This is a genomic window from Escherichia albertii (assembly GCF_028622335.1).
Taxonomy (GTDB): Bacteria; Pseudomonadota; Gammaproteobacteria; order Enterobacterales; family Enterobacteriaceae; genus Escherichia; species Escherichia albertii.
The window spans coordinates 901,414-927,675 of record NZ_CP117568.1; the positions used below are offsets into that span (position 1 = coordinate 901,414).

At 50.6% G+C, this 26,262-nt stretch carries 25 protein-coding genes and 3 pseudogenes; 8 read left to right on the plus strand and 20 right to left on the minus strand.

Features of this window, described 5'->3' with window-relative positions; translation table 11 throughout:
- Positions 1 to 57 precede the first annotated feature (57 nt).
- Complete coding sequence (locus PS053_RS04380; RefSeq protein ID WP_256878936.1) at positions 58 to 660, plus strand: YebB family permuted papain-like enzyme; 603 nt, start codon at positions 58 to 60, stop codon at positions 658 to 660.
- A gap of 1 nt (position 661) precedes the next feature.
- Here the strand turns inward: PS053_RS04380 and ruvC are convergent, their stop codons facing one another.
- The 4 genes from ruvC to aspS form a co-directional block, all read right to left on the minus strand.
- Positions 662 to 1,183 (minus strand): crossover junction endodeoxyribonuclease RuvC, encoded by a 522-nt coding sequence (ruvC, locus tag PS053_RS04385; RefSeq protein WP_001295503.1) that lies wholly within the window; start codon positions 1,181 to 1,183, stop codon positions 662 to 664.
- Between the two features lie 34 nt (positions 1,184 to 1,217).
- Positions 1,218 to 1,958, minus strand: coding sequence for a YebC/PmpR family DNA-binding transcriptional regulator (locus PS053_RS04390; RefSeq protein ID WP_000907237.1), 741 nt, complete (start codon positions 1,956 to 1,958; stop codon positions 1,218 to 1,220).
- Between the two features lie 29 nt (positions 1,959 to 1,987).
- Positions 1,988 to 2,440 carry a dihydroneopterin triphosphate diphosphatase gene (nudB, locus tag PS053_RS04395; protein WP_010338146.1) on the minus strand — a complete coding sequence of 151 codons (453 nt, stop codon included), beginning with the start codon at positions 2,438 to 2,440 and terminating at the stop codon, positions 1,988 to 1,990.
- 117 nt (positions 2,441 to 2,557) lie between these two features.
- Complete coding sequence (aspS, locus tag PS053_RS04400; protein WP_044708890.1) at positions 2,558 to 4,330, minus strand: aspartate--tRNA ligase; 1,773 nt, start codon at positions 4,328 to 4,330, stop codon at positions 2,558 to 2,560.
- Between the two features lie 310 nt (positions 4,331 to 4,640).
- Between aspS and PS053_RS04405 the strand changes: the two genes are divergently transcribed.
- Genes PS053_RS04405 through cmoB form a run of 5 tightly spaced genes read left to right on the plus strand, consistent with a single transcriptional unit; the run spans position 4,641 to position 8,222 of the window.
- On the plus strand, positions 4,641 to 5,207 hold the full coding sequence (locus tag PS053_RS04405; protein WP_000891645.1) for a hydrolase: 567 nt from the start codon (positions 4,641 to 4,643) through the stop codon (positions 5,205 to 5,207).
- A complete protein-coding gene (locus tag PS053_RS04410; RefSeq protein ID WP_000639245.1) occupies positions 5,204 to 6,022 on the plus strand; it encodes a DUF72 domain-containing protein in 819 nt (272 codons plus the stop codon). Before PS053_RS04405 ends, PS053_RS04410 begins: the two co-directional genes overlap by 4 nt.
- 52 nt (positions 6,023 to 6,074) lie before the next feature.
- Positions 6,075 to 6,470, plus strand: a complete 396-nt coding sequence (locus tag PS053_RS04415; RefSeq protein WP_002462319.1) for an MAPEG family protein — start codon at positions 6,075 to 6,077, stop codon at positions 6,468 to 6,470.
- A 40-nt stretch (positions 6,471 to 6,510) separates the two neighbouring features.
- Positions 6,511 to 7,254, plus strand: a complete 744-nt coding sequence (gene cmoA / locus PS053_RS04420; RefSeq protein WP_256878935.1) for a carboxy-S-adenosyl-L-methionine synthase CmoA — start codon at positions 6,511 to 6,513, stop codon at positions 7,252 to 7,254.
- The gene (gene cmoB / locus PS053_RS04425) at positions 7,251 to 8,222 is read left to right on the plus strand and encodes a tRNA 5-methoxyuridine(34)/uridine 5-oxyacetic acid(34) synthase CmoB (protein WP_000564757.1); all 972 of its coding nucleotides are present in this window, start codon (positions 7,251 to 7,253) and stop codon (positions 8,220 to 8,222) included. Before cmoA ends, cmoB begins: the two co-directional genes overlap by 4 nt.
- A 163-nt stretch (positions 8,223 to 8,385) precedes the next feature.
- Here cmoB and torZ read toward each other — a convergent pair whose 3' ends face one another.
- The 4 genes from torZ to PS053_RS04445 all read right to left on the minus strand — a co-directional run bounded on the left by torZ (position 8,386) and on the right by PS053_RS04445 (position 13,659).
- Positions 8,386 to 10,815 carry a trimethylamine N-oxide reductase TorZ gene (torZ, locus tag PS053_RS04430; protein ID WP_000176859.1) on the minus strand — a complete coding sequence of 810 codons (2,430 nt, stop codon included), beginning with the start codon at positions 10,813 to 10,815 and terminating at the stop codon, positions 8,386 to 8,388.
- A 24-nt stretch (positions 10,816 to 10,839) separates the two neighbouring features.
- Positions 10,840 to 11,940, minus strand: a complete 1,101-nt coding sequence (locus PS053_RS04435) for a NapC/NirT family cytochrome c (protein ID WP_001253146.1) — start codon at positions 11,938 to 11,940, stop codon at positions 10,840 to 10,842.
- A 392-nt stretch (positions 11,941 to 12,332) separates the two neighbouring features.
- Entirely contained in the window at positions 12,333 to 13,079 is a 747-nt protein-coding gene (gene cutC / locus PS053_RS04440; RefSeq protein WP_054411268.1) for a copper homeostasis protein CutC, read from the minus strand.
- 13 nt (positions 13,080 to 13,092) lie between these two features.
- Positions 13,093 to 13,659, minus strand: coding sequence for a VOC family protein (locus PS053_RS04445; RefSeq protein ID WP_010338136.1), 567 nt, complete (start codon positions 13,657 to 13,659; stop codon positions 13,093 to 13,095).
- Between the two features lie 215 nt (positions 13,660 to 13,874).
- On the opposite strand from PS053_RS04445, the gene argS reads away from it, so the two are divergent.
- Positions 13,875 to 15,608 carry an arginine--tRNA ligase gene (argS, locus tag PS053_RS04450; protein ID WP_256878934.1) on the plus strand — a complete coding sequence of 578 codons (1,734 nt, stop codon included), beginning with the start codon at positions 13,875 to 13,877 and terminating at the stop codon, positions 15,606 to 15,608.
- A 52-nt stretch (positions 15,609 to 15,660) separates the two neighbouring features.
- Here argS and flhE read toward each other — a convergent pair whose 3' ends face one another.
- The 10 genes and pseudogenes from flhE to flhD form a co-directional block, all read right to left on the minus strand.
- Positions 15,661 to 16,056: a flagellar protein FlhE gene (gene flhE, locus PS053_RS04455; protein WP_059215722.1), complete on the minus strand. Its 396-nt coding sequence runs from the start codon at positions 16,054 to 16,056 to the stop codon at positions 15,661 to 15,663.
- Positions 16,056 to 18,134 (minus strand): flagellar biosynthesis protein FlhA, encoded by a 2,079-nt coding sequence (gene flhA, locus PS053_RS04460; protein WP_000067019.1) that lies wholly within the window; start codon positions 18,132 to 18,134, stop codon positions 16,056 to 16,058. Before flhA ends, flhE begins: the two co-directional genes overlap by 1 nt.
- Positions 18,127 to 19,275, minus strand: a complete 1,149-nt coding sequence (gene flhB / locus PS053_RS04465) for a flagellar biosynthesis protein FlhB (protein WP_044709392.1) — start codon at positions 19,273 to 19,275, stop codon at positions 18,127 to 18,129. The genes flhA and flhB overlap by 8 nt, the downstream gene beginning before the upstream one ends.
- A gap of 104 nt (positions 19,276 to 19,379) precedes the next feature.
- A pseudogene (locus PS053_RS04470) lies at positions 19,380 to 19,538 on the minus strand (chemotaxis response regulator protein-glutamate methylesterase); the annotation flags it as partial.
- Positions 19,535 to 19,660 (minus strand): annotated as a pseudogene (locus PS053_RS04475) (hypothetical protein); the annotation flags it as partial. The pseudogenes PS053_RS04470 and PS053_RS04475, both read right to left, overlap by 4 nt.
- A pseudogene (locus tag PS053_RS04480) lies at positions 19,658 to 19,829 on the minus strand (Hpt domain-containing protein); the annotation flags it as partial. The pseudogenes PS053_RS04475 and PS053_RS04480, both read right to left, overlap by 3 nt.
- Before the next feature lie 4 nt (positions 19,830 to 19,833).
- A complete protein-coding gene (gene motB, locus PS053_RS04485) occupies positions 19,834 to 20,760 on the minus strand; it encodes a flagellar motor protein MotB (RefSeq protein ID WP_000795953.1) in 927 nt (308 codons plus the stop codon).
- Positions 20,757 to 21,644 (minus strand): flagellar motor stator protein MotA, encoded by an 888-nt coding sequence (gene motA / locus PS053_RS04490; RefSeq protein WP_000906351.1) that lies wholly within the window; start codon positions 21,642 to 21,644, stop codon positions 20,757 to 20,759. Before motA ends, motB begins: the two co-directional genes overlap by 4 nt.
- 125 nt (positions 21,645 to 21,769) lie before the next feature.
- Positions 21,770 to 22,348, minus strand: a complete 579-nt coding sequence (flhC, locus tag PS053_RS04495) for a flagellar transcriptional regulator FlhC (RefSeq protein WP_024164816.1) — start codon at positions 22,346 to 22,348, stop codon at positions 21,770 to 21,772.
- 2 nt (positions 22,349 to 22,350) lie between these two features.
- A complete protein-coding gene (flhD, locus tag PS053_RS04500; RefSeq protein ID WP_002462327.1) occupies positions 22,351 to 22,701 on the minus strand; it encodes a flagellar transcriptional regulator FlhD in 351 nt (116 codons plus the stop codon).
- 780 nt (positions 22,702 to 23,481) lie between these two features.
- Between flhD and uspC the strand changes: the two genes are divergently transcribed.
- Positions 23,482 to 23,910, plus strand: a complete 429-nt coding sequence (gene uspC / locus PS053_RS04505; RefSeq protein ID WP_000122600.1) for a universal stress protein UspC — start codon at positions 23,482 to 23,484, stop codon at positions 23,908 to 23,910.
- 5 nt (positions 23,911 to 23,915) lie between these two features.
- Here uspC and otsA read toward each other — a convergent pair whose 3' ends face one another.
- Both otsA and otsB read right to left on the minus strand, forming a co-directional pair.
- A complete protein-coding gene (gene otsA, locus PS053_RS04510; protein WP_149452153.1) occupies positions 23,916 to 25,340 on the minus strand; it encodes an alpha,alpha-trehalose-phosphate synthase in 1,425 nt (474 codons plus the stop codon).
- The gene (gene otsB, locus PS053_RS04515) at positions 25,315 to 26,112 is read right to left on the minus strand and encodes a trehalose-phosphatase (RefSeq protein WP_000138758.1); all 798 of its coding nucleotides are present in this window, start codon (positions 26,110 to 26,112) and stop codon (positions 25,315 to 25,317) included. Before otsB ends, otsA begins: the two co-directional genes overlap by 26 nt.
- Between the last annotated feature and the right edge of the window lie 150 nt (positions 26,113 to 26,262).

Below are 26,262 nucleotides of genomic sequence, written 5' to 3' on the forward strand. Positions count from 1 at the left end.
TTACTTTCCCCCGGGATAAATCCCCCCTAAACCACCCATTAATAATGGATTGACACAGTGAATATCAATTATCCTGCTGAATATGAAATTGGCGATATTGTCTTTACATGTATAGGTGCTGCATTATTTGGCCAAATTTCTGCTGCATCAAATTGCTGGAGCAATCACGTTGGTATCATTATCGGTCATAATGGAGAAGATTTTCTCGTTGCCGAAAGTCGCGTACCGCTCTCCACTATTACCACTCTGTCCCGTTTTATTAAACGTTCCTCTAATCAACGTTATGCTGTAAAGCGATTAGGCGTTGGGCTAACAGAACAGCAAAAACAACGTCTTGTTGAACAGGTCCCCTCCCGGCTGCGAAAACTGTACCATACTGGATTTAAGTACGAATCATCACGCCAGTTCTGCTCTAAATTTGTGTTTGATATTTATAAAGAAGCGTTGTGTATTCCGGTGGGCGAAATAGAGACGTTTGGAGAACTGTTAAACAGCAATCCGAATGCAAAACTCACCTTCTGGAAGTTCTGGTTTTTAGGCTCAATTCCGTGGGAACGTAAAACGGTTACGCCCGCGAGCTTGTGGCATCATCCCGCTCTGACGTTGATTTATATGGAAGGGGTAGAAACGCCTCGGCCAAAGCTGACCGAGGCGGTATAATTTAACGCAGTCGCCCTCTGGCCAGATTCAGCCGCGATTCGCTCATCTGCATCGCATTCTGGCTGACATGGCAGTGGGTGATAGCAATCGCCAGCGCATCGGCGGCGTCCGCCTGCGGGTTAGCAGGAAGTTTCAGCAAGGTGCGCACCATATGTTGCACCTGACTTTTTTCAGCACTACCAATACCCACCACCGTTTGCTTCACCTGGCGAGCAGCATATTCAAATACCGGCAATTCCTGATTCACCGCCGCAACAATCGCCACGCCGCGCGCCTGTCCTAATTTCAGGGCAGAGTCAGCGTTCTTCGCCATAAAGACCTGTTCGATTGCGAAATAATCGGGCTGAAACTGAGTGATGATTTCCGTCACGCCCGCATAAATAAGTTTCAGACGAGACGGTAAATCATCCACTTTGGTGCGTATGCATCCGCTACCCAGGTAGGACAGTTGCCTGCCTACCTGGCGGATCACGCCATAGCCGGTAACGCGCGAACCCGGATCAATGCCGAGAATTATAGCCATCACGCGTCTCCGTTGTGCTGTTTAGCTGGCCTCATTAGAGGGTCGCTGCAACCTCATCAGAGATTTCACCGTTATGGTAAACTTCCTGAACATCGTCGCAATCTTCCAGCATGTCGATCAGACGCATCAGTTTCGGTGCGGTTTCTGCATCCATATCCGCTTTGGTCGACGGGATCATGGAAACTTCTGCACTGTCTGCTTTCAGGCCTGCAGCTTCCAGAGCATCGCGGACTTTACCCATCTCTTCCCATGCAGTGTAGACGTCGATTGCGCCGTCATCATAGGTCACAACGTCTTCCGCCCCAGCTTCCAGCGCTGCTTCCATGATGGTGTCTTCATCGCCTTTCTCGAAGGAGATCACACCTTTTTTGCTGAACAGATAGGCTACGGAACCGTCAGTACCGAGGTTACCGCCACATTTGCTGAATGCGTGACGCACTTCAGCAACAGTACGATTACGGTTATCAGACAGACATTCAACCATGATTGCCGTGCCGCCAGGACCGTAACCTTCGTAGATGATGGTTTCCATGTCCGCACCATCATCACCACCTACACCACGTGCGATAGCGCGGTTCAGGGTGTCACGGGTCATGTTGTTAGACAACGCTTTATCAATTGCTGCACGCAGACGCGGGTTAGCATCTGGATCGCCACCGCCCAGCTTAGCGGCCGTCACCAGCTCACGAATGATTTTAGTGAAGATTTTACCGCGCTTAGCATCCTGCGCAGCTTTACGATGTCTGGTGTTGGCCCATTTACTATGACCTGCCATAAAAATATCTCCAAAATAGCTCTGCCTGTTCAGGCAGCGTTAATTACAAACTGTTCAATCGCCTGCCGGTTGCTCCAGGACTTGGTGAGTGCCGCCGCAGAGGGAGCATCAAGCCATTGGTATGCCAGATGCTCGGTAAATACGACCTGACGCTCGTGCGGTAGCGCAATACAGAACCATGATTCCGTATTACGCGTCACGCCCGGCGCATAGCGATGACGTAAATGTGAAAAGATCTCAAACTCTACCGTACGCTGGCAGTCAATTAAGGTCAGTTGTTCAGCGACAACATCAATGGTGACCTCTTCCTTTACTTCGCGCATGGCAGCCTGCGGCGCGGTCTCTCCCTCTTCCACACTGCCGGTTACCGACTGCCAGAAGCTGGGGTCATCACGCCGCTGTAGCATCAGCACTCGTTTCGTATCCTGGGCATAGATAACCACTAAGACCGAAACGGGGCGCTTATACACTTTATCCTCCACGTCGCCTCTTCGCTGGCAATCTTCGCTCATCCCATTCACATAGTTGTCTATGCTCATAGGAATTCACTCAGTTGCCGCCTTGATACAACGCGAATGATTTCGTGTACTTTAGCCATATCAGTTATTCTCAGCCTTCTTCACAACCTGAATGCCCAGTTCAGCCAGTGCAGTCGGGTTAGCAAAGCTCGGTGCTTCAGTCATCAGACACGCTGCAGCCGTAGTTTTCGGGAAGGCGATAACATCACGGATGTTGTCGGTGCCGGTCAGCAGCATAGTCAGACGGTCAAGACCGAATGCCAGACCCGCGTGTGGCGGCGTACCGTATTTCAGGGCGTCCAGCAGGAAGCCGAATTTCTCACGCTGTTCTTGCTCGTTGATACCCAGAATGCCAAATACCGTCTGCTGCATGTCGCCATTATGGATACGTACAGAACCACCGCCCACTTCGTAACCATTGATGACCATATCGTAAGCATTCGCCACCGCATTTTCTGGTGCAGCTTTCAGCTCTGCCGCCGTCATGTCTTTCGGTGAAGTGAACGGATGGTGCATTGCCGTCAGACCGCCTTCGCCGTCGTCTTCAAACATTGGGAAGTCGATAACCCACAGCGGCGCCCACTTGCTTTCGTCAGTCAGACCAAGGTCTTTACCCACTTTCAGACGCAGCGCGCCCATTGCATCGGCAACAATTTTCTTGTTGTCTGCGCCGAAGAAAATCATATCGCCATCTTGTGCGGCGGTGCGATCCAGAATGGCGTCGATGATTTCAGCATTAAGGAATTTAGCCACCGGACTGTTGATACCTTCCAGACCTTTCGCGCGTTCGTTGACTTTGATGTAAGCCAAACCTTTCGCGCCATAGATCTTAACGAAGTTACCGTATTCGTCGATCTGCTTACGGGTCAGCGACGCGCCGCCCGGAACACGCAGAGCGGCAACACGGCCTTTCGGATCGTTCGCCGGACCTGCAAATACTGCAAACTCAACAGATTTCAGCAGATCGGCAACGTCAGTCAGTTCCATCGGGTTGCGCAGGTCCGGTTTATCGGAGCCGTAGCGACGTTCAGCTTCCGCAAAGGTCATTACCGGGAAATCACCCAGATCCACGCCCTTCACTTCCAGCCACAGATGACGCACCAGTGCCTCCATCACTTCACGCACTTGCGGCGCGGTCATGAAAGAGGTTTCCACATCGATCTGAGTAAATTCAGGCTGACGGTCGGCACGCAGGTCTTCGTCGCGGAAGCATTTAACGATCTGATAGTAACGGTCAAAACCAGACATCATCAGCAGCTGTTTGAACAGCTGCGGGGATTGCGGCAGCGCGTAGAATTTACCTTTGTGCACACGAGAAGGCACCAGGTAGTCACGCGCGCCTTCCGGCGTAGCTTTGGTCAGCATCGGAGTTTCGATGTCGAGGAAGCCGTGGTCGTCCATAAAACGGCGCACCAGGCTGGTGATTTTAGCGCGGGTTTTCAGACGCTGAGCCATTTCCGGGCGACGCAGGTCGAGATAGCGGTATTTCAGACGCGCTTCTTCGGTGTTGACGTGGTTAGAGTCAAGCGGCAGAACGTCTGCGCGGTTGATGATGGTCAACGAGGAGGCCAGCACTTCGATTTCGCCGGTCGCCATATCGCGGTTGATATTTTTTTCGTCACGCGCACGTACGGTGCCCGTCACCTGGATGCAGAACTCATTACGCAGTTCAGAGGCCAGCTTTAACGCGTCCGCACGATCCGGATCGAAAAATACCTGCACGATACCTTCGCGGTCGCGCATGTCGATGAAGATCAGGCTACCAAGATCACGACGACGGTTGACCCAACCACACAGAGTCACCTGCTGCCCCACGTGGGACAAACGAAGCTGTCCACAATATTCTGTACGCATGAGATATCCCTTAACTTAGCTGCCGGCGGATGTCCCCTGCTGCGCAGGTGACCTAAGTCGCAGCGTTAGCTGTATGTCACAACTGAATGAAAAAAGGCGGCTATTATACTGGAAATTCTGCCGCACCGTAAGAGTCTGGCCCTCTCTGGAACGACTCGTTACCACTTTATATCAGGGTCGGAATCAGACTCTACCCCTGTTTGCTATAAAGGTGTTGCCCGAACTCATAAAAATTAACAAAATTTGTCACTCAGCCATCGGCTAATCGCATTAAGGTGAGAGGCTCGATTTTGTTTTATCTGGAGACATCATGCTGGAACTTAATGCCAAAACCACCGCATTAGTGGTAATCGATTTACAGGAAGGCATCCTTCCTTTTGCTGGTGGTCCACATACTGCCGAGGAAGTGGTGAGTCGAGCTGGAAAACTGGCGGCTAAATTTCGGGCTAACGGGCAACCCGTGTTTCTGGTGCGCGTCGGCTGGTCTGGCGATTACGCCGAAGCATTAAAACAGCCCGTCGATGCGCCCTCGCCTGCCAGAGCGTTGCCGGAAAACTGGTGGCGGCATCCCGCGGCATTGGGCGCGACTGACAGCGATATCGAAATAATAAAACGCCAATGGGGAGCGTTTTACGGTACGGATCTGGAGTTGCAATTACGCCGCCGCGGTATTGACACCCTCGTCTTATGCGGCATATCCACCAATATCGGCGTCGAGTCCACTGCCCGCAACGCCTGGGAGTTAGGTTTTAATCTGGTGATAGCCGAAGATGCCTGTAGCGCAGCCAGCGCCGAACAGCACAATAACAGCATCAAGCATATCTATCCGCGCATTGCCCGTGTGCGTAGTGTGGAAGAGATCCTCAACGCGTTATGATTTACATCGGTCTGCCGCAATGGTCGCATCCTAAATGGGGACGTCTGGGGATCACCAGTCTGGAAGAGTACGCCCGCCACTTTAACTGCGTAGAGGGCAACACTACTCTGTATGCACTGCCGAAAGCGGAAGTTGTGCTGCGCTGGCGTGAGCAAACCAGCGACGATTTCCGTTTTTGTTTTAAGTTCCCCGCAACTATTTCGCATCAGGCTGCATTACGTCATTGCGACGATTTAGTGACAGAGTTTTTCACCCGTATGTCGCCGCTGGCACCACGCATTGGGCAATTTTGGCTGCAATTACCCGCTACCTTCGGTCCACGGGATCTGCCTGCGCTTTGGCATTTTCTCGATACTCTGCCTGGCGAGTTTACCTACGGTGTGGAAGTTCGCCATCCGCTATTTTTTGCCAAAGGGGAAGAAGAACAAACGCTTAATCGCGGCTTGCATCAACGTGGCATTAATAGGGTAATACTGGACAGCCGCCCGGTTCATGCCGCACGCCCACATAATGAAGCCATTCGCGACGCCCAACGTAAAAAACCAAAGGTTCCGGTGCATGCGGTCCTGACGGCAACAAACCCGCTGATCCGTTTTATTGGCAGCGATGATATGACACAAAGCCGGGAGTTATTTCAGGTCTGGTTACAGAAATTAGCCCAGTGGCATCAGAGCACAACACCGTATCTTTTTCTGCATACGCCGGATATCGCCCAGGCGCCAGAGCTGGTACATACCCTGTGGGAAGACTTGCGCGCCATACTTCCAGTGATCGGAGCAGTCCCGGCAATCCCACAGCAATCTTCTCTTTTCTGAATTTGCCACCTATCATAGACAGGTGCCATTGGCCGTTTTAAAGGGAGTTTGTATGGTAAGCGCGCTGTATGCCGTTTTAGGTGCGTTGTTATTAATGAAGTTCTCTTTTGATGTTGTTCGCCTGCGAATGCAATATCGCGTTGCCTATGGCGACGGCGGTTTTAGCGAACTGCAAAGCGCCATTCGCATTCACGGCAACGCGGTAGAATATATTCCTATCGCGATTGTGTTGATGCTGTTTATGGAAATGAATGGCGCCGAAACCTGGATGGTGCATATTTGCGGCATTATTTTGCTTGCTGGTCGTCTGATGCACTATTACGGTTTTCATCATCGTCTGTTTCGCTGGCGGCGTTCCGGCATGAGCGCCACCTGGTGTGCGCTGTTGCTGATGGTGCTGGCAAATCTTTGGTACATGCCCTGGGAGTTGGTTTTCTCCCTGCGTTAGCGCACAATACGCCACTTTCTTTTTCCCGGATTTTTACGTTATGTCTCACCGCGACACGCTATTTTCTGTCCCTATCGCCAGCCTGGGCGACTGGACCTTTGATGAACGGGTAGCCGAAGTCTTCCCGGATATGATTCAGCGCTCCGTCCCCGGCTACTCCAATATTATTTCAATGATTGGCATGCTGGCTGAACGTTTCGTTCAACCTGGTACGCAGGTTTACGATTTAGGGTGTTCTTTGGGCGCGGCGACGCTCTCGGTGCGTCGCAACATTCACCATGATAATTGCAAGATTATCGCCATCGACAATTCCCCGGCGATGATTGAACGTTGCCGTCGTCATATTGACGCTTACAAAGCGCCAACGCCAGTTGACGTGATTGAAGGTGATATTCGCGATATCGCCATTGAAAACGCGTCGATGGTGGTACTGAATTTTACCCTGCAATTCCTGGCACCTTCCGAGCGCCAGGCATTACTGGATAAAATTTATCAAGGGCTGAATCCTGGCGGAGCCCTGGTGCTTTCAGAAAAATTCAGTTTTGAAGATGTCAAAGTCGGTGAATTATTGTTCAACATGCATCATGACTTTAAACGTGCCAATGGTTATAGCGAACTGGAAATCAGCCAGAAACGCAGTATGTTAGAAAACGTGATGCTGACCGATTCCGTTGAAACGCATAAAGCGCGTTTGCATAAAGCCGGATTTGAACATAGCGAGCTATGGTTCCAGTGCTTTAACTTTGGTTCACTGGTGGCATTAAAAGCAGAGGACGCTGCATGATCGACTTTGGTAACTTTTATTCTCTGATTGCCAAAAATCATCTTTCACACTGGCTGGAAACCCTGCCCGCGCAGATTGCCAGCTGGCAGCGTGAACAGCAGCACGGCCTGTTTAAACAGTGGTCCAATGCGGTGGAATTTCTGCCTGAAATCAAACCGTATCGTCTCGATTTACTGCATAGCGTGACGGCTGAAAGCGAAGAGCCGCTGAGCGCCGGGCAGATTAAGCGCATTGAAACCCTGATGCGTAATCTGATGCCGTGGCGTAAAGGGCCGTTCTCGCTGTATGGCGTCAACATTGACACCGAATGGCGTTCTGACTGGAAATGGGATCGTGTTCTGCCGCACCTTTCTGATTTAACCGGGCGCACCATTCTGGATGTTGGCTGCGGCAGCGGTTACCACATGTGGCGTATGATTGGCGCCGGAGCGCATCTGGCGGTAGGTATTGATCCTACGCAACTGTTCCTCTGCCAGTTCGAAGCGGTACGCAAACTGCTGGGTAATGATCAACGCGCGCATTTATTACCGTTGGGGATTGAGCAGCTTCCAGCGCTGAAAGCCTTTGATACCGTATTTTCGATGGGCGTGCTTTATCATCGTCGTTCACCGCTGGAACACCTTTGGCAGTTGAAAGATCAACTGGTGAATGAAGGTGAACTGGTACTGGAAACGCTGGTTATTGATGGTGATGAGAACACCGTACTGGTGCCAGGCGATCGTTATGCACAGATGCGTAATGTCTATTTTATTCCGTCAGCGCTGGCGCTAAAGAACTGGCTGAAGAAGTGCGGTTTTGTTGATATCCGCATTGCGGATGTGAGCGTTACCACTACGGAAGAGCAGCGACGCACCGAATGGATGGTAACAGAATCACTGGCCGATTTTCTCGATCCGCATGATCCGGGCAAAACGGTGGAAGGTTATCCTGCGCCTAAACGCGCGGTGTTAATTGCGCGTAAGCCGTAAAGGTCAGGTATTACTGCCAAATGCGACATGAATGCCTTATCCGGCCTACGAATTCCCGCAAATTCAATATATTGCAGAAGTTATGTAGGCCTGATAAGCATAACGCATCTGGCAGTTTTGCGTTTGCATAACCTCAGCGCCCTTTCCGGGCGCTATTCACTTCTTATGCCTGGATGGCAGGCTGATCAAATGCCGTTAACTTCGGCACACTGCCCGTATATTTTTCGATATACACCAGCGAGGTATTGCCGGCACACGCGTTCGCCAGTTGTGAGCTGGGAATATCCGCCGTTAATACGTTCGCACAACCATTTTTGCACAAACCATTTTCCAGATCAGGCCATGCGCCTTCATGTACGCACACCACGCCTTTTTTGATACCGTCTGTCACCACGGCCCCTGCCAAAATCTGCCCGCGTTTGTTCCAGACACGCACCAGATCGCCACTTGCAATACCGAATCGCGCGGCATCTTCAGTGTGAATAGTGACGGGTTCACGATCGGCAACGGCATATTTTTTACGCAACTCAGCATAGTTAAGCTGGCTGTGTAAACGGTGAGCCGGATGAGCAGTCAGAAGCTGCAATTGCTTCTCGTCAGCGGTGCCTTTCCATTCATCTGGAGCCAGCCAGGTTGGATGTGCCGGGCAATCCTTATAGCCAAATTTTTCCAACGTTTTTGAATAGATTTCAATTTTGCCGCTTGGCGTACCCAGCGCATTTTTCACTGGATCGGCACGGAAATCACCGTAGCGAACATATTGCTCGTTCTTCTCGCTGCGGCGCATTTCAAGCAGTTTATTTTGCTGCCAGAAGGTCCCAAACACCGGCATACTGACACGCTGCGCACGGGCGCCTTTCTGGGCAGCATCATAAAAGAATTTCAGCCACGCCATTTCATCTTTACCTTCGGTATAAATCTCTTTACCACCGGGTTTCAGCAATTCCGCAAGGTCGGCAAACACATCAAAATCATTGCGAGCTTCAAATTGTGGAGGCACTGCCTGCTTCATCGGCACAATATGCTGGTTACTGTAATCGCCGGTCATCGTCAGGTCATTGCGCTCAAACGATGTGGTGATCGGTAATACGATATCTGCATGTTTGGCGGCTGCCGTCCAGTAACACTCAGAAACGACGATCATTTCCGGTTTCTGCCAGGCTTTAATCAGGCGATTAGTATCCTGGTGATGGGTGAAATTACCGCCGCCGGCCCACCAGATCATTTTAATATCCGGGTAGGTTTGCTCTTTACCGTTGTGTTGGTATTTGCCACCTGGATTTTCCAGTGCAGCGACAATGCGGGCAACAGGAATTGCCATCATGCCGCCATCATCAGCTTCTTCACTCGCCTGTCCGGCAATTGCCGCAGACATTTCCGGCAGCACGCCGCCAACACGCGTCGGGTTACCACCGTTGGAATAATGGTATGAGAAACCAAAACCGCCGCCCGGCGTACCAATCTGCCCAAGCATTGCCGCCAGCGTCACCAGCATCCAGTGTTTCTGTTCTCCGTATTGCTGGCGTTGGATCCCCCAGCCTGCCATCAGCATCGTGCGATTCGCCGCCATCAGTTCAGCCAGTTTGACAATCTGCGCTTCCGGGACACCCGTAATTTCTGCCGCCCAGGCCGCACTCTTCGGCGTATTATCATTCTTGCCTGTCAGATATTCTTCAAATTGCGGGTAGCCGGTGGTGTATTTTTCAAGGAAGGCTTTATCGTGCTTGCTTTGTGTCACCAGGGTATGCGCGATGCCTAACATCAGCGCTACGTCGGTCCCCATATTCGGCGCGATCCAGGTCGCGTTATCGCCGAAGAACTCTATTGTTTCGGAACGGATAGGGTCGATGGCAATCACCGGTTTGCCCGATTTCTTCAGCTGATGGAAGTATTCCAGCCCTTGTTCATCGGTACTGCTCCAGGCAATTTTTAAGGTATTAAGCGGGTTCATTCCCCACAACACCACCACCTGGCTATTTTCCAGAATTAATGGCCAGGACGTTTGCTGTTCGTAAACCTCCACGGAACCCACCACGTGCGGCATGATGACCTGAGCGGCCCCGGTAGAGTAATCACCACTATGCCCGGAATAACCACCTGCCAGATTCATATAACGCTGCATCAGCGTTTGTGCTTTATGCAGTACACCTGAAGAACGCCAGCCGTAGGAACCGGCAAAAATAGCCGATGGACCGTTGGCTTTGCGAATACGATCGTGCTGCTCATGAATCAGCTTTAACGCTTGTTCCCAGGTCACCTGAACATAGCTATCTTCGCCACGCCCTTTGGCCGGTTTCAGCGGGTTTTCAAGGTAGCTTTTTCTGACCATCGGATGCTGGATACGCGCCGTGGTGTGCACCTGATCCGCCGCAGTAGACTGCAAAGAGTTCGGTATGGTTTTTGCCAGCGCACCGGTGGAAGACACAATTTTTCCGTCCTTCACCTCTACGTTCATCGCCCCCCAGCGCCCCGCTGTCAGAATTTTACCGCCGTTTTCATCTGCCCATGCGGGTAGCGGCGTAGCAGAGGTCACTACCAGCGCCCCCGCAGCAATACCGCTATGCTTAATAAATTCGCGTCGTGTTAATGTCATAAATTCCTCCCTGATCAACCAGGATCACTTTTTCTCAGTTATATCTTTGGCGTTGTACTGGAAGTACCTCGTCAAAATGTCCAGTTCGTTGTCGCTCATGCTGGTACGAGCCCCCATTCCTTTGGCGATGGAGGGCCAGGCATTAACGGTGTAATGATCTGCGGCAATAGGTGCATGGCACCCGGCGCAGTAGGTATCATCAAGTTTTCCTGCGTATTGCCACAACGGTTTACGGTCCGCTAACGCGGGATCAAGAAGCTCACCCTGCAATGACGCCGCACGCCATTGATTACCGTATTCATCAGCCTGCCATTCGCTGATGACAGTAAGAGCCTTGATACCTGCATCACTTAACGTAGCTATTGCCAGCCGCTGACCACGTGCAACATAGAGCGTGTTTTCGCTGCCCTGCATTTGATAACCCTGCAACTGGACAATTGGCTGTTTGCCGCTGGCATCAACAACCGTGAGATCCGTACCTGGATTCGCGGTAGCCAGCTCGCCTATACGAGAGGGTTTGAAAGGATAAATATGTGCGCCATTGGTGACAGATGTAGCAGCCTGAACTTCCAGTTCATGCACCGCGTTGTCATCCATTTTTATTTCCGGCGGAAAGTGGGCAATTCCTTTATGGCAATCAATACATGTTTCGCCATCTTTTTGTGCTTTGGTATGCATTTTCTGGGCCGATTCACTTTGTGATGCAATATCCATAGCATTGAACGTATGACAACTGCGGCAGGTCGCTGAATCTGTTTCTCTTAATTGTTTCCAGACCGTTTCCGCCATTTCCTGGCGATGGGCTTCGAATTTATCGTCGCTGTCTATTTTTCCACTAACAAATTCATGATAAATATCTTTAGATGCTTTTAATTTAGCAAATAAATAATCCACGCCTGACTTTGGAATATGGCAATCGGCGCACTCGGCGCGAATCCCTTTCTGATTAGAAAAGTGGACAGTTCCCTGATACTCCTCAAACGGTTTACTCATCGAGTGGCACGACAGGCAAAAAGCAGTTTCTGATGTTTTATGCAAAACGTGTTGTGACAACAACAAACCACCGACACCAACGAGCACACCAACTACCAGCATAATTAAACCAATGCGTTTTTTCCTTCGCATATATCCCTCGAATTAAAGTCCAACATCCACTTGCTGTATAAATAAATATATAACGTATTTTTGATTAAATAAGAGCAATACAACACTGCCTGAAATAAAAGGTAAAGAATATGATTTATTGCAATTTAACTATCAATAACCAGGAAAGATTCTGTACATTATTTTTAATATATATTTGGCAGTTTTAATAAATTAAACCACATAATTAAAATGAATGTATGTAACCTTTTTAATGCTATTTTTTGTACAACGCAGATTTACAATCCCGTCGATGCAATACAGGTTTTGTTTGTTTTTCATACAGATCAGGGACAAAAAAAGACCCCTGTTGAATGGGCAGGGGCCTGGTACGAGCAAGCATCATATTGGGCGACATGATGCAACGGTAAAAATCATTTGGCCTGATGGCGCATGATGACTCCTTTCATTTCAGCAACCGCCGCCCCGTCTACAACATAACGCGAATACTCGTCCGCGTGTGTATCTGATGACATGGACAATCCTTGATTACGATAACGCATCGGTGAGGCTTGCCACGCTCCTGCAGAGCTATGGACTTCCAGCACTCCGGCATCGAGGAAGTGGTGCAGATTTTCTGCACGGACTCCTGCTCCGGCCATGATGATTGGAGCGTCACTATGAGCAATAAGTTCCATAATTTTTGATAAACCTTGCAGTGCGTCAGATTTTTGCCCGGAAGTCAGCACCCTGGCAACGCCCAGTTCAGCAAGATTATTGAGTGCATTTAGCGGGTTAGCGCACATATCGAAGGCGCGATGAAAAGTCACTACCAGCGGCCCGGCGGCAGCCATTATTTTTTCCATTCGCCGCATATCGACATTGCCATCAACATCCAGAACGCCCGTCACCAGCCCCGGAAAACCTAATTCGCGAACTGTGCGGATATCGTCAAGAATGGCGGCAAACTCAGCGTCGCTATAGCAAAAATCGCCACCGCGCGGGCGGATAATAGGATGCACAGGAATCGTAATCTGCTGACGCACAGATTTCAGCACGCCCAGCGACGGCGTCAACCCTCCTTCTTTTGGGGCTGCGCATAATTCAATTCTGTCTGCGCCGTTTTGTTGCGCGGTCAGCGCGCACTCCATGCTGTAACAGCAAATTTCCAGTAATGCCATTTTGACTCCTTAATTACGCCGACTGTTCGCTGGCAACAATCTCTTCAATGGACCACGGATGAAACTTAATGGTTGTTCTGCCATCAGTGACCGCCAGCGTCGGATTCGGTAATCGCTCGTGTTCGCCTTTTGGAGAACGGGTCTTCACCGAAATCCCCGGCTGGCTAAGTCCTTCATCAGAAAGCAGCGCCAGCGCGCGCGCATTCAGCGTTTCTGGCTCGCCCGGCAGAACAATTTCGATATGTTCCCAACCTTCGTGCGGGTAACGTTTTTCTCCCGGCCACGGTAACTCAACAATGGAAAATTGCCAGTGAGCAACCTGTACCGGTTCGTGCAATTTAAACAGACAAATGGGTCTGCCATTGATCATATTTTCTGACAGGAGTTCGCCGCACTGTTCAAACCCGCGACGCCAGCGTTCAGCGGTGGCGTTTTGATGGCAACGCAAGGATATGTGATCGGCAGCCAGCGGGGTGATATCCAGCCCCAGACGACGGGAAAGTTCGTCTAATGCATGGATAAATCGCGGTAAATCTGTTGCAATATCCTGCAACTCGTCGATAGATTGCCAGTTCGCCATAATCACTCTTCGTCTTTCAGTAAAAGCGCTAATTTACCCTGTTGCCCTTCCCCAACCAACCGCTGATTTCATGCAGTACCCGATGCAATAGTAAAAACGGCAGTGCGCCGCGCGCACGTTGCTGACGAAAACAGCCATTTGCAGTATACTCCCGCCCTAATTTCTTTAACTGGCGCGAGCAATTTTCGCTCGCTTCATCAATGTAAGGTATTCCGGTGAATATTCAGGCTCTTCTCTCAGAAAAAGTCCGTCAGGCCATGATTGCGGCAGGCGCGCCTGCAGATTGCGAACCGCAGGTTCGTCAGTCAGCAAAAGTTCAGTTCGGCGACTATCAGGCTAACGGCATGATGGCAGTTGCTAAAAAACTGGGTATGGCACCGCGACAATTAGCAGAGCAGGTGCTGACTCATCTGGATCTTAACGGTATCGCCAGCAAAGTTGAGATCGCGGGTCCGGGCTTTATCAACATTTTCCTCGATCCTGCATTCCTGGCTGAACATGTTCAGCAGGCGCTGGCGTCCGACCGTCTCGGTATTGCTACACCAGAAAAACAGACTATTGTCGTTGACTATTCCGCGCCGAACGTGGCGAAAGAGATGCACGTCGGTCATCTGCGTTCCACTATTATTGGCGACGCAGCAGTACGTACCCTTGAGTTCCTCGGCCACAACGTAATTCGCGCGAACCACGTCGGCGACTGGGGAACCCAGTTCGGTATGCTGATTGCGTGGCTGGAAAAACAGCAGCAGGAAAATGCCGGTGACATGGAACTGGCGGATCTTGAAGGTTTCTACCGCGACGCGAAAAAACACTACGACGAAGATGAAGAGTTCGCCGAGCGTGCACGTAACTACGTGGTAAAACTGCAAAGCGGTGACGAATATTTCCGCGAGATGTGGCGCAAACTGGTCGACATCACCATGACGCAGAACCAGATCACCTACGATCGTCTGAACGTGACGCTGACTCGCGATGACGTCATGGGTGAAAGCCTGTACAACCCGATGCTGCCGGGCATCGTGGCAGATCTCAAAGCCAAAGGTCTGGCAGTAGAAAGCGAAGGCGCGACCGTCGTATTCCTTGATGAGTTCAAAAATAAGGAAGGCGAACCGATGGGCGTCATCATTCAGAAGAAAGATGGCGGCTATCTCTACACCACCACGGATATCGCCTGTGCGAAATACCGTTATGAAACACTGCATGCCGATCGCGTGTTGTATTACATCGACTCCCGTCAGCATCAGCACCTGATGCAAGCGTGGGCAATCGTCCGTAAAGCGGGCTACGTGCCGGAATCCGTGCCGCTGGAACACCACATGTTCGGCATGATGTTGGGTAAAGACGGCAAACCGTTCAAAACCCGCGCAGGTGGCACGGTGAAACTTGCAGACCTGCTGGATGAGGCGCTGGAACGTGCACGTCGTCTGGTAGCAGAGAAGAACCCGGATATGCCAGCCGACGAGCTGGAAAAACTGACCAACGCGGTGGGTATTGGTGCGGTGAAATACGCGGATCTCTCCAAAAACCGGACTACCGACTACATCTTCGACTGGGACAACATGCTGGCATTTGAGGGTAACACCGCGCCGTACATGCAGTATGCATACACCCGTGTATTGTCCGTGTTCCGTAAAGCGGAAATTAGCGAAGAGCAACTGGCTGCAGCACCAGTGATCATCCGTGAGGATCGTGAAGCGCAACTGGCTGCTCGCCTGTTGCAGTTTGAAGAAACCCTCACCGTGGTCGCCCGTGAAGGCACGCCGCACGTGATGTGTGCTTATCTGTACGATCTGGCCGGTCTGTTCTCAGGCTTCTACGAGCACTGCCCGATCCTCAGCGCAGAAAACGAAGAAGTACGTAACAGCCGTCTGAAACTGGCACAACTGACCGCGAAAACGCTGAAACTGGGTCTGGATACGCTGGGTATTGAGACTGTAGAGCGTATGTAATCACGTTATGCTGCAAAAGCCGATGTCGCTGTTACGGACATCGGCTTTTTTATCACTGCCGATAATTCACAATCACTTCATTACGTTGCACCTTCAGCGGCGGAATTAACCGTCCTCCGCCAGGCACTTCCCATATATATCGCAAAGTTTCTGTCGCCGGTACGCCGGAAAAGGCCACAGTGGTTCCACTCTGCCCCTCTAATTCGACGCAACGAGATTGCGAACACAAGCGCACGCGCAGTCCCACTGGCGTCGGGCCGATAAGCTGATAACGCCATGCCACCTGTGTTATTAATCCTGGAGCAGGTTGTCGTGGGGAAAGAGGCGCTGACGACATCAACTCACCGCGATGATTTAGCGTAATTCCTACGCTGCTTGCCTGCCACATCCCCTCCCCGGCAGCTTGCACCAGCATCGGAAACAATAACGTTGCTAATAAGATTCTCATCATTTACCGCCAATCGTCGCCGTCATACGAATATGCCGGTTATCAGAAAGCTCCAGATTCGACAACACCACTAACTGCGGCAGACTGCGGCGCAGAAAGCGAGACAATAACGGTCGCAGTGCGTGGTTCACCAACAGCACTGGCGGCGCGCCCAACATCTCCTGACGAGATAATGCTTCCTGAGTTTGCGCCAGCAAGCGGTCCGCCAGCCCCGGTTCAAGGCCACCACCGCCCTGTAACGCCTGTAACAACAAACGTTCAAGCGGTGTGTCCAGCCCAATAACGTGGACCTCATCTTTGCCAGGAAACCACTGCTGAGTAATCGCCCGCCCCAGTGCCACACGTACGACGGCGGTTAATTCATGTGGATCGATCTGGACAGGCGCATGTTCCGCCAACGTTTCGAGAATGGTGCGCATATCACGAATTGGTACTTTTTCATCAAGAAGGTTTTGCAGCACCTTATGCAGCGTGGTGAGCGTGACGACGCCAGGAACAAGATCTTCCGTCAGTTTTGGCATCTCCTGGCCGACGCGCTCCAGTAGCTGTTGCGCCTCCTGACGACCAAACAACTCTGCGGCATGTTGGCTAATAAGATGGTTAAGGTGCGTTGCCACCACCGTACTGGCTTCAACCACCGTATACCCCTGAATCTGCGCCTGTTCTTTTAGCGCGCTTTCGATCCAGATGGCACTCAAACCAAATGCCGGATCGACAGTCGCTTCGCCAGGTAATGTTCCGGCGGCAGTCCCTGGATTGATCGCCAACCAGCGCCCCGGATAAGCATCACCACTGCCTATCTCGACGCCTTTCATCAAAATGCGATAGCGGGCAGGTTGTAGATCCATATTGTCGCGAATGTGCACCACCGGCGGCAGAAAGCCCATCTCCTGGGCAAATTTCTTGCGAATACTGCGAATACGCCCCAGCAATTCGCCATCCTGTTGAAAATCAACCATCGGGATCAGTCGATAACCCACTTCCATACCCAATGAATCTTCCAGTTGCACATCGTTCCAGGTCGCTTCGACAACAGCATTGTTCTCAGCCATTTTTACTGGCTTCGGTTCTGCTGGCATTTTTTGTTCGCGTCCGCGGATCCACCAGGCCAGCCCCAGCAATCCGGCAGTGAACAGCAAAAATACCAGGTTCGGCATTCCCGGTACCAAACCGAGTAACCCTAAAACGGCAGCACTTAACAGCATCACGCTGGGGTTACTAAAAAGCTGATTCACCATCTGCTCGCCGACATCCTGATCGGTGCTGACACGCGTAACAATAACCCCCGCGGCGGTAGAAATAACCAACGCCGGAATTTGCGCCACCAGCCCATCACCGATAGTCAGCAGCGTATAACTTTCCGCCGCGTGCCCCATGCTCATGCCATGTTGCAGCACACCGACCAGCAATCCGCCAACAACGTTAATGACCATGATGAGGATCCCGGCGATGGCATCGCCGCGAACAAACTTACTTGCCCCGTCCATTGAGCCGTAAAAATCAGCCTCCTGAGTCACTTCACTGCGGCGTTTTTTCGCCTCATCCTCACCTATCAATCCGGCGTTAAGGTCGGCATCAATCGCCATCTGTTTACCCGGCATACCATCCAGAACAAAGCGCGCGCCCACTTCCGCAATACGTCCGGCACCTTTGGTAATCACCATAAAGTTGATGATCACAAGGATAACGAACACCACAATACCGATAGCGAAATTGCCACCCACAAGGAAGTGACCAAACGCTTCGACCACCTTCCCTGCCGCCGCCGCACCGGTATGCCCTTCCATCAAAATGATACGAGTTGAAGCCACGTTAAGAGCCAGACGCAGCAGCGTGGTAAACAGCAGAATGGTCGGAAACGCGGCAAACTCGAGCGTACGCTGGGTAAACATCGCCACCAGCAACACCATAATCGACAGAGCAATATTGAACGTGAACAACAAGTCGAGAATGAATGCGGGCAGTGGCAACACCATCATCGACAAAATAAGCAGGATCAAAATCGGTCCGGCAAGGATCTGCCATTGTGTCGATTTCAGGTTTGTGGGCAGGCGCAGCATCGCGGCCAGATTACTCATGGGTCGGTTTCTCGTTGATAAAATCCAGAGCTTCCGGCACCGGAAGATGAGTAGGTTGTTCAGGGCGTTGTCCACCTGCCAGACGCCAGCGTTTCAGTTGCCAGACCCAGGCCAGCACTTCCGCCACGGCGGCATAGAGTTGGCCGGGTATTTGTTGACCGATTTCGGCATGTCGATACAGCGCACGTGCCAGCGGCGGCGCTTCGAGGGTCGGGACGTTATTTTCAGCAGCTATTTCACGAATGCGTAATGCCACCAACCCCGCCCCCCTGGCGACGACTTTTGGCGCACTCATTTTGTTTTCGTCGTACTGCAATGCCACGGAGTAGTGAGTTGGGTTATTAACGATAACGTCCGCTTTCGGCACATCGGCCATCATCCGACGCCGCGCGGCAGCTCGCTGCATCTGACGAATTCGCCCTTTGACATGGGGATCGCCTTCGCTTTGTTTGAACTCATCACGAATATCCTGCCGTGACATGCGCAGCTTTTTAAGGTGGCTGAAAATTTGGAAAAAGACGTCAAATCCCACCATTGGAATAACGCCAGGCACGATCAGCAGCGCGCATAATCCCACAAAATCCATCGCATTAGTCATGGCAGAAATGGGGGACTCCGCCATTAAGCGCATCATCTGCGGCCAGTGGTACCAGAGATAAAAACCGGTGACACTCCCCACCAGAATAGATTTCAGGATTGCCTTTAACAGTTCAGCCCCAGTTTGGGCCGAGAAGATGCGTTTAATACCCGGCAATGGGTTAAGTCTGGAAAACTTCGGCTGCAATGATTTACCGCTGAATACCAGACCTCCCAGCATGACCGGCGAAATGAGCGCCACCAGCACAACGCCGCTAATCAGCGGCAGCAGTGCCAGCATAGCTTCTCTGATCAGCAAAATAATCTGCCCGAGGATCATGTTTGGATCATTGATGATACGGTGATCGAAATTCAGCCCAACGGAGAGCATCCCTGACAATCGACGGGCCAGCGACGCACCACCAAACCAGATAACACTAATCCCCACCAGCAAAATCAGCAGTGAGGTCAGTTCACGGGAACGCGGGATCTGCCCCTCCTCCCGCGCTTTTTCAAGTCGATGAGGTGTAGGGTCTTCTGTTTTGTCGTCGCTCTCGTCAGACACGTCGCCAATCCTGGAAATAAAAATAAGCGTGAATAATGCCAGAGCAACAAGAGTTCAATGGTTTGAGTAAGGGGCAAAGTTGGCGGGATTTAGGGCTTTTGCCGCAGCACACCGGGATTGAATTTCTTAATCAAATCTCGCGCAACCAACGGATCGGGAGCGGTCGCCACCATTTCCATATCACTATGACTGTTAATGATTTCCGTCATTATCTGGCGCATCAGCGCAGAATCATCAACAGACAACACACTGATCTTGCTCATGGTTGCTCCTTACTTAACGCATACACCGTCTGTCTGCGCAACGTGAAGTTACGCTCAAGGTGGCTGAAGTTTTCAGAGTAACCCACAAACAACAATCCATCGGGTTTCAGCAACGGGGTAAAAGTTCCCGCCCCACCTTTAATTGAGTGGGTTGCACGAAAGATGGTATTCAAATTACCCGGCATCCGGCGTTTCTGGCTGTAAATTCAGCAGACGTTGCTCCATATCGGCCAACAATTCGTCCGCTTCACCAAAAAATGTCTGATAAAAATCGCTTATATCCGTGATCACGCTGTCACCTCGGTTCGGCTGATGACATTGTGGAAACACTGACCTGTGGTACTCCCCCGGTTTTTTCCAGGACGCTTACAGGCACATTCTGGCTTTCAGCGTTTTCATGCAAAATGGTCTGTTCGGCTTGTTTATTCAGAACCAACAGGCTGATTCGGCGGTTAATGGCGTCGTCAGGTCCACGATCGCTAAGTCGCATGGTGGCCGCCATACCAACCACCCGTAGCACTTTGCCGTCATCCAGCCCGCCAGCCGCCAACTCGCGGCGCGACGCATTGGCGCGTTCAGTGGAAAGCTCCCAGTTGCTATAACCTTTCTCGCCATTCGCATAGGGGAAGTCATCGGTATGTCCTGAGAGGCTGATACGGTTGGGGATCCCATTCAGCACTGGTGCAATAGCCCGCAGAATATCGCGCATATAGGGCTCAACATCGGCACTGCCGATTTTAAACATCGGGCGATTCTGGCTATCGATTATCTGAATACGTAAACCTTCCTGCAGCAGATCGATTTTGAGATGCGGACGCAACGCCCGGAGTTTCGGATCTGACTCAATGAGCTGATCAAGATCGCCGCGCAATTTACGCAACCGGCTTTGTTCCATGCGTTTTTTCAGCTCTTCAATGTTCGGTTGTTTATTCACTTCTCCCCGTCGTTGAGTGTAATCGTCGCCGCCGCCCGGTATCGGACTTTCACTGTTGGAGATACGATTACCGCCGGTTACGGCTGTCGCCAGCGGCGTACGAAAATATTCCGCGATCTGAATAAGTTCCTTTGGGCTGGAGATGGAGATCAGCCACATGACCAAAAAGAAAGCCATCATAGCGGTCATAAAGTCAGCATACGCAATCTTCCACGATCCATGTGCTGCACCGTGGCTTTTCGCTTTACGTCGTTTGACGACAATGATCGGATGCGTTTGATTCTTCATGCTTCCTCAGTCGCCGTCTGCTGTTGCGGATTCTTCACCGCCCGGACATGCTCTTCCAGTTCAATAAACGATGGGCGTTCGCTGGAGTAGAGCGTTTTGCGGCCAAATTCAACGGCAATCGGCGGAGCATAGCCGTTAAGATTCGAAAGCAGTGTGACTTTTACGCACTGCATCATTTTGCTGGTTTCTGCGCTTTTCTGGCGTAATACGGTAGCCAACGGTGAAATAAATCCATACGCCAGTAAGATCCCGAGGAAAGTGCCCACCATAGCGTGAGCAATCAGCATGCCCAGTTCGGCGGCTGGACGGTCAGCCGATCCCAGCGCGTGGACCACGCCCATCACCGCCGCGACAATACCAAATGCCGGAAGTGAATCTCCCACCAGCGCCAGGCTATTCGCCGGAACTTCCGCTTCGCTTTCGTGAGTCTCAATCTCTTCATCCATCAACGCTTCGATTTCGAAGGTGTTCATATGACCACTGATAATCAGGCGCAGATAATCGACGATAAAATCAAGCATGACGCTATCTGCGAGGATGCGCGGGTAGCTGGCGAAGATCTCGCTCTCACGGGGATTTTCAATATCGCGCTCCAGCGAAAACATCCCCATCTGCCGCGATTTCGTCATCAGCCGATACAACAGCGCCAGGAGATCCATATACATCGCTTTGGTGTATTTGGAGCGACGAAACAGCAACGGCAACGCCTTCAGCGTGCCCTTGATCGCTTTTCCGTTATTGCCAACGATAAATGACCCAATGCCTGCACCGGCAATAATCACCAGTTCTGCGGGTTGATAGAGTGCTCCAAGACTTCCGCCAGTCATCAAATAACCGCCGAAAACAGTACCGAGTACGACCAGGTAACCTAATAAGATAAGCACGACATCATCCTTCCACTGTTGACCATGACAGGATGTTCAGTTGCCAGTTGTTAACCCACGGTCAGGGCAAAAAAAGCAGCGATAATGGCTTACCGCTGCTGGAATATTTAGCCACACCATTTCCGTTAAACAGCCTGTACTCTCTGTTCATCCAGCAGTTGTGGGATAATATCGGCAGGATTCTGGGAAAGTTTACGTCTTTTTACCGCACGGGATGGCGGTTGGCATAAGCTGCAGGCAAAACTGCCGGCAGGTTGGTGAGCATGGGTAATAAAATTACCGCCGCAGCAGTTGCAACCGGACAATTGCAACAAATCGCTTTCGACAAACCGCACCAATGTCCAGGCGCGGGTTAACGCCAGCAACGGTCCTTCTTCTGCTTGCGGGCATTGCTCAAGATATAATCGATAAGCTTTAATTACCGCATCCACCCCGCTGCATAAACCAGTTTTCAAGAGAAACTGCCACGCATTACAAAACATCGACGCATGGACATTTTGTTCCCAGGTCATAAACCAGTCCGTGGAGAACGGCAGCATACCTTTTGGCGGGGGACTGCCGCGCAGCTCTTTATATAGCTTGATCAGGCGGCCACGACTTAACTGTGTTTCGCTTTCCAGCATCTGCAAACGAGCGCCGAGGGTAATCAACTCCATTGCCAACTGGATATCACGCGCTTCCTGAACAATGCTTTTCTCGCTCATCATCAAGCCCTTTTTTTACGTAGCGCTTCTTCGGCCTGATTCACATCGCTTAACAAGCGCGTTGAGAGCATGATCCCGGTATGAATTTGCTGGAGATCATCAACACGAGAATCCTGCGTCAGACGGGTAATAGTCTGGTGGCTGTCAAAGCGGAAGTGGCAAACCAGTTGATTGGTTTCTGCCAATTTAACCATTTGCGGAAGAGTCAGAGCCGATAATGTCGAGGCCATATCTTCATTAATACCGAGACGAAACATAGCGGACGCTTTGTCCTGAACGATCAGACGTTGTGCAAGAAGTAAATATGACAAGTTGATGTCATAAATGTGTTTCAGCAACTCGGAGGTATGCATTATTCCCATCCAGAATAACTAACTTTATTTTATGCGGTACGCCCGCACCCTGTGATGTCGCCGGGAAATCCCGGTAAAAATAAAAACAATGGAATAGTTATGATCAACGGAAAAAAGCATGACAGCATACGCGAGGACGGAACGAGCCCTTACAAAGTGTGATGTTTTTTTACACTTATCTAAGATTTTTCCTAATTCGACGCAACTCTACTCGCCACTACTTATACATACAACGGAGGGGAGCTGCGATTTCAACGTTGTGTGATATAGATCACACAAAACACCCAATTACTTAACATTAATGTATAAGTCACACTTTTGTTTTGGACATATTTCAATCCATTACATTTTTTTTCACTAAGCCTGTTGTCAAAAATAAAACCAGAATAAGAAAAAGGGGATATTGCGCACAGTTAAAATAACTCACCGTAAATAACCATATATTTTGTAGAAAAGAAGCCAGGCTACCCCTCATAACACTTTTTTAAACATAGAGTTAGCCCACTTTAAGTGCTTCAAGTGAAAATAAAATTGATAAAAACGTCATGTGTTGCACAAATGCTTCATATATATTAACCATTTGTTTTGCACGGAGAACCGCTATATCCACTTCATATAGCCACATAGTAAAATCATATGATCACCATTCGTTATTGATTAATGGTTTTTACTAATAAACAGACTAATATTTACGTCTTTGACGGAGTTGTTATTGCACCATTACCCCGTTCGGAGTAAAGCTGTCATATCACCTGAAGTTCGCAGAATAAGGAGCAGGTTATGAGCTATACACATATTCTTGTTGCGGTTGCTATCACACCGGAAAGCCAGCAATTGTTAGCAAAAGCGGTATCTATCGCCCAGCCGGTAAAAGGACGTATAAGTTTGGTCACCCTCGCTGCCGATCCTGAAATGTACAATCATTTAGCCGCCCCAATGCTGGAAGATTTACGTAACGTCATGCAGGAAGAAACACAAAACTTTCTTGATAAATTAATCCAGGATGTGGGATATCCCGTGGAGAAGACATTTATTGCGTATGGCGAATTAAGCGAACATATTCTGGAAATTTGCCAACAGCATAAATTTGATTTGGTGATTTGCGGTAATCATAACCACAGCTTCTTTTCGCGAGCCTCCTGCTCGGCGAAAAAAGTGATTGCCTCCAGCAAGGTCGATGTATTGCTGGTTCCTCTTGCGGGAGATTAGCCGCACTACGCCAGTTTTGAAAAGGCAGCGACGTTATCGCGCAGTTGGCTTTCCGCACTGCGCGGCGTTATCTGCTTTAGGTCGTGAATAAAACTCGCCTGCCAGTGGTTTATATCGTTTTTCACAATAATGTCCCGCATTTCTGTATGGCGAGAAATTCGTTCCGCCAGCGACATGGTCAGTGCCCGATGAAGCGCCGCCGCCACTTCATCACGATCGTAAGGGTTGACGATTAACGCCGACGTTAGCTCATGAGCGGCCCCGGCAAATTGCGAGAGCACCAGTACGCCCGGATTGGCAGGGTCCTGCGCGGCGACAAATTCTTTCGCCACCAGATTCATTCCATCACGCAATGGCGTCACTAATCCTACATCAGAATAACGGAAGATTTTCATCAGCAATTTACGTTCAAAATGCTGGTTCAGATAATAAAGCGGCGTCCAGCCTAATTGGCCATATTTACCATTAATTCTTCCTGCTTCATTTTCCAGTTGATGGCGAATATCCTGATACGCTTGAACATCGCCACGCGAGGTTGGTGCTATCTGGGTATAACGAATTTTACCATGATGTTGAGGATATTTTTCCAGCAACGCTTCATAAGCGAGAAAACGTTCTGGCAAGCCTTTTGAGTAATCCAGGCGCTCCACAGAAAAGATATTCTGTACGCTTTTCAGCTCCGCTTTTAATTGTGCCAGTTTCGGTGGCAGCGGTCCGGCAGCCTGTTTAGCAATATCATCCGGTTCGATGCCAATCGGATAAACTTCAGTGCGGAACCCATTGCCCCAGGCCGTATGATGGTGCGGACTATGCGTCGTCACGCGCGTCAGATTAGAAAGGCAGTCCAGAAATGCCAGCCGATCGTTTTCTGTCTGGAACCCCAGCAAGTCATAATCACAAAGTTGTTCAAGCAAAGTGTCATACGTCGGCAGCGCGTTGAAGATTTCCGGCGTCGGAAAAGGAATGTGCAGGAAAAAGCCAATGCGATGATTTACACCGCATTTACGTAATTCATGCGCGAATGGTAACAGGTGGTAATCGTGTACCCAGATAATGTCATCATCTTCCAGCAACGGCAGTAATTTATCTGCCAGCAGTGCATTCACACGTAAATAACCTTCCCAGGCTGAACGCTGAAATTGCACCAGATCGAGTCGATAATGAAATGCGGGCCAGAGCACGGCATTGGAGAATTGGCTGTAGTATTCGTCGAGATCCTTTTCGCTGAGGTTAAAAGAGGCCCAGGTAATATTTCCTTTTTTCACCTTTTTTAGCGGTTGATCCTCATCTCCTGTTTCACCGCTCCAGCCAAACCACAATCCGCCTGCGGTTTTCAGCGCCCCCAATATACCGACAGCAAGGCCGCCAGCACTGGCGGCGTGCTCATCAGGCGGAGCGATCCGGTTAGATACTACGACTAAACGGTTCATCGTTATCACTCCTGTCATTTGCTCTTTTTTGTAATGCATGGGTTATCATTTCAAGCCAGCGCCAGACGTCCGGCACCCCTGCCATCCGCCATGATGCCTGCGTTGCGCCGGTACCAATTTTCACTGATATTCCGCCCAGCCGGTTAACGACCGCGAAACCGGACTCATCGGTTAAATCATCGCCCAAAAACACAGGTTTTCGACCAATGAAGGGAGTTTCCTGCATAAACGCGACAATAGCCCCCCCTTTACTGGTGCCTCCTGGCTTAATCTCGACGACACACTTTCCCTGCTGTAAGACCATTTGCGGCCAGGTCTGTGTAATGTGTCGCGCTAACGTCAGTAAGGCATCTTCATACTGCGGTACCTGACGGTAATGTAGTGCGAACGCCATGCCTTTCTCTTCCAGCTCTGCACCGGGAAATTGGGCGATAGCCATATGCAGCTGCACACAAATATCACGGGCCATCGCCTTCGGCAGATGAACGATATGCGTTTTACCATTGATGTCACGGCGCTCCGCCCCATGCACACCCGCTAACGGGAAGCGATAAGGATTCACCAGCGCATCAAGCTCGACCATTGAGCGCCCTGATATCAATGCCAATGCACCATGACTTATGGTTGCCAGTCGCTGAAGTCCTTGCAAAATTTTGTCAGGTACGGCGACCTGATCGGGATGCGGTTTGATTTCCGCCAGCGTGCCATCGAGATCAAAAAACCAGGCATATTTTGCGGAGAGTTCAGGGAGGGCGGTTAACGGCTCTGTCACCCGGGATTCCTCCTTCTCTTTCTTTTTGTGTTGCGCAGAACGCGCTTTACAGATATGTAAGTATAGACAGTGGAACGGGGCTCGCCATTTGCAAAAGAACAGCCAACCGTTGCCGCGGTTGGCTGTAGAGGAATATCACACTACGTTATT

Coding starts and splice junctions, on each gene's coding strand:
- aspS (WP_044708890.1), bottom strand. CDS start 4,330: ATGCGTACAGAATATTGTGGACAGCTTCGTTTGTCCCACGTGGGGCAG.
- otsA (WP_149452153.1), bottom strand. CDS start 25,340: ATGAACCGTTTAGTCGTAGTATCTAACCGGATCGCTCCGCCTGATGAG.
- torZ (WP_000176859.1), bottom strand. CDS start 10,815: ATGACATTAACACGACGCGAATTTATTAAGCATAGCGGTATTGCTGCG.
- cmoB (WP_000564757.1), top strand. CDS start 7,251: ATGATCGACTTTGGTAACTTTTATTCTCTGATTGCCAAAAATCATCTT.
- flhA (WP_000067019.1), bottom strand. CDS start 18,134: ATGAGTAATCTGGCCGCGATGCTGCGCCTGCCCACAAACCTGAAATCG.
- PS053_RS04415 (WP_002462319.1), top strand. CDS start 6,075: ATGGTAAGCGCGCTGTATGCCGTTTTAGGTGCGTTGTTATTAATGAAG.
- PS053_RS04390 (WP_000907237.1), bottom strand. CDS start 1,958: ATGGCAGGTCATAGTAAATGGGCCAACACCAGACATCGTAAAGCTGCG.
- cutC (WP_054411268.1), bottom strand. CDS start 13,079: ATGGCATTACTGGAAATTTGCTGTTACAGCATGGAGTGCGCGCTGACC.
- flhC (WP_024164816.1), bottom strand. CDS start 22,348: ATGAGCGAGAAAAGCATTGTTCAGGAAGCGCGTGATATCCAGTTGGCA.
- motB (WP_000795953.1), bottom strand. CDS start 20,760: ATGAAGAATCAAACGCATCCGATCATTGTCGTCAAACGACGTAAAGCG.
- PS053_RS04410 (WP_000639245.1), top strand. CDS start 5,204: ATGATTTACATCGGTCTGCCGCAATGGTCGCATCCTAAATGGGGACGT.
- PS053_RS04445 (WP_010338136.1), bottom strand. CDS start 13,659: ATGGCGAACTGGCAATCTATCGACGAGTTGCAGGATATTGCAACAGAT.
- PS053_RS04435 (WP_001253146.1), bottom strand. CDS start 11,940: ATGCGAAGGAAAAAACGCATTGGTTTAATTATGCTGGTAGTTGGTGTG.
- PS053_RS04405 (WP_000891645.1), top strand. CDS start 4,641: ATGCTGGAACTTAATGCCAAAACCACCGCATTAGTGGTAATCGATTTA.
- cmoA (WP_256878935.1), top strand. CDS start 6,511: ATGTCTCACCGCGACACGCTATTTTCTGTCCCTATCGCCAGCCTGGGC.
- flhE (WP_059215722.1), bottom strand. CDS start 16,056: ATGAGAATCTTATTAGCAACGTTATTGTTTCCGATGCTGGTGCAAGCT.
- uspC (WP_000122600.1), top strand. CDS start 23,482: ATGAGCTATACACATATTCTTGTTGCGGTTGCTATCACACCGGAAAGC.
- flhD (WP_002462327.1), bottom strand. CDS start 22,701: ATGCATACCTCCGAGTTGCTGAAACACATTTATGACATCAACTTGTCA.
- ruvC (WP_001295503.1), bottom strand. CDS start 1,183: ATGGCTATAATTCTCGGCATTGATCCGGGTTCGCGCGTTACCGGCTAT.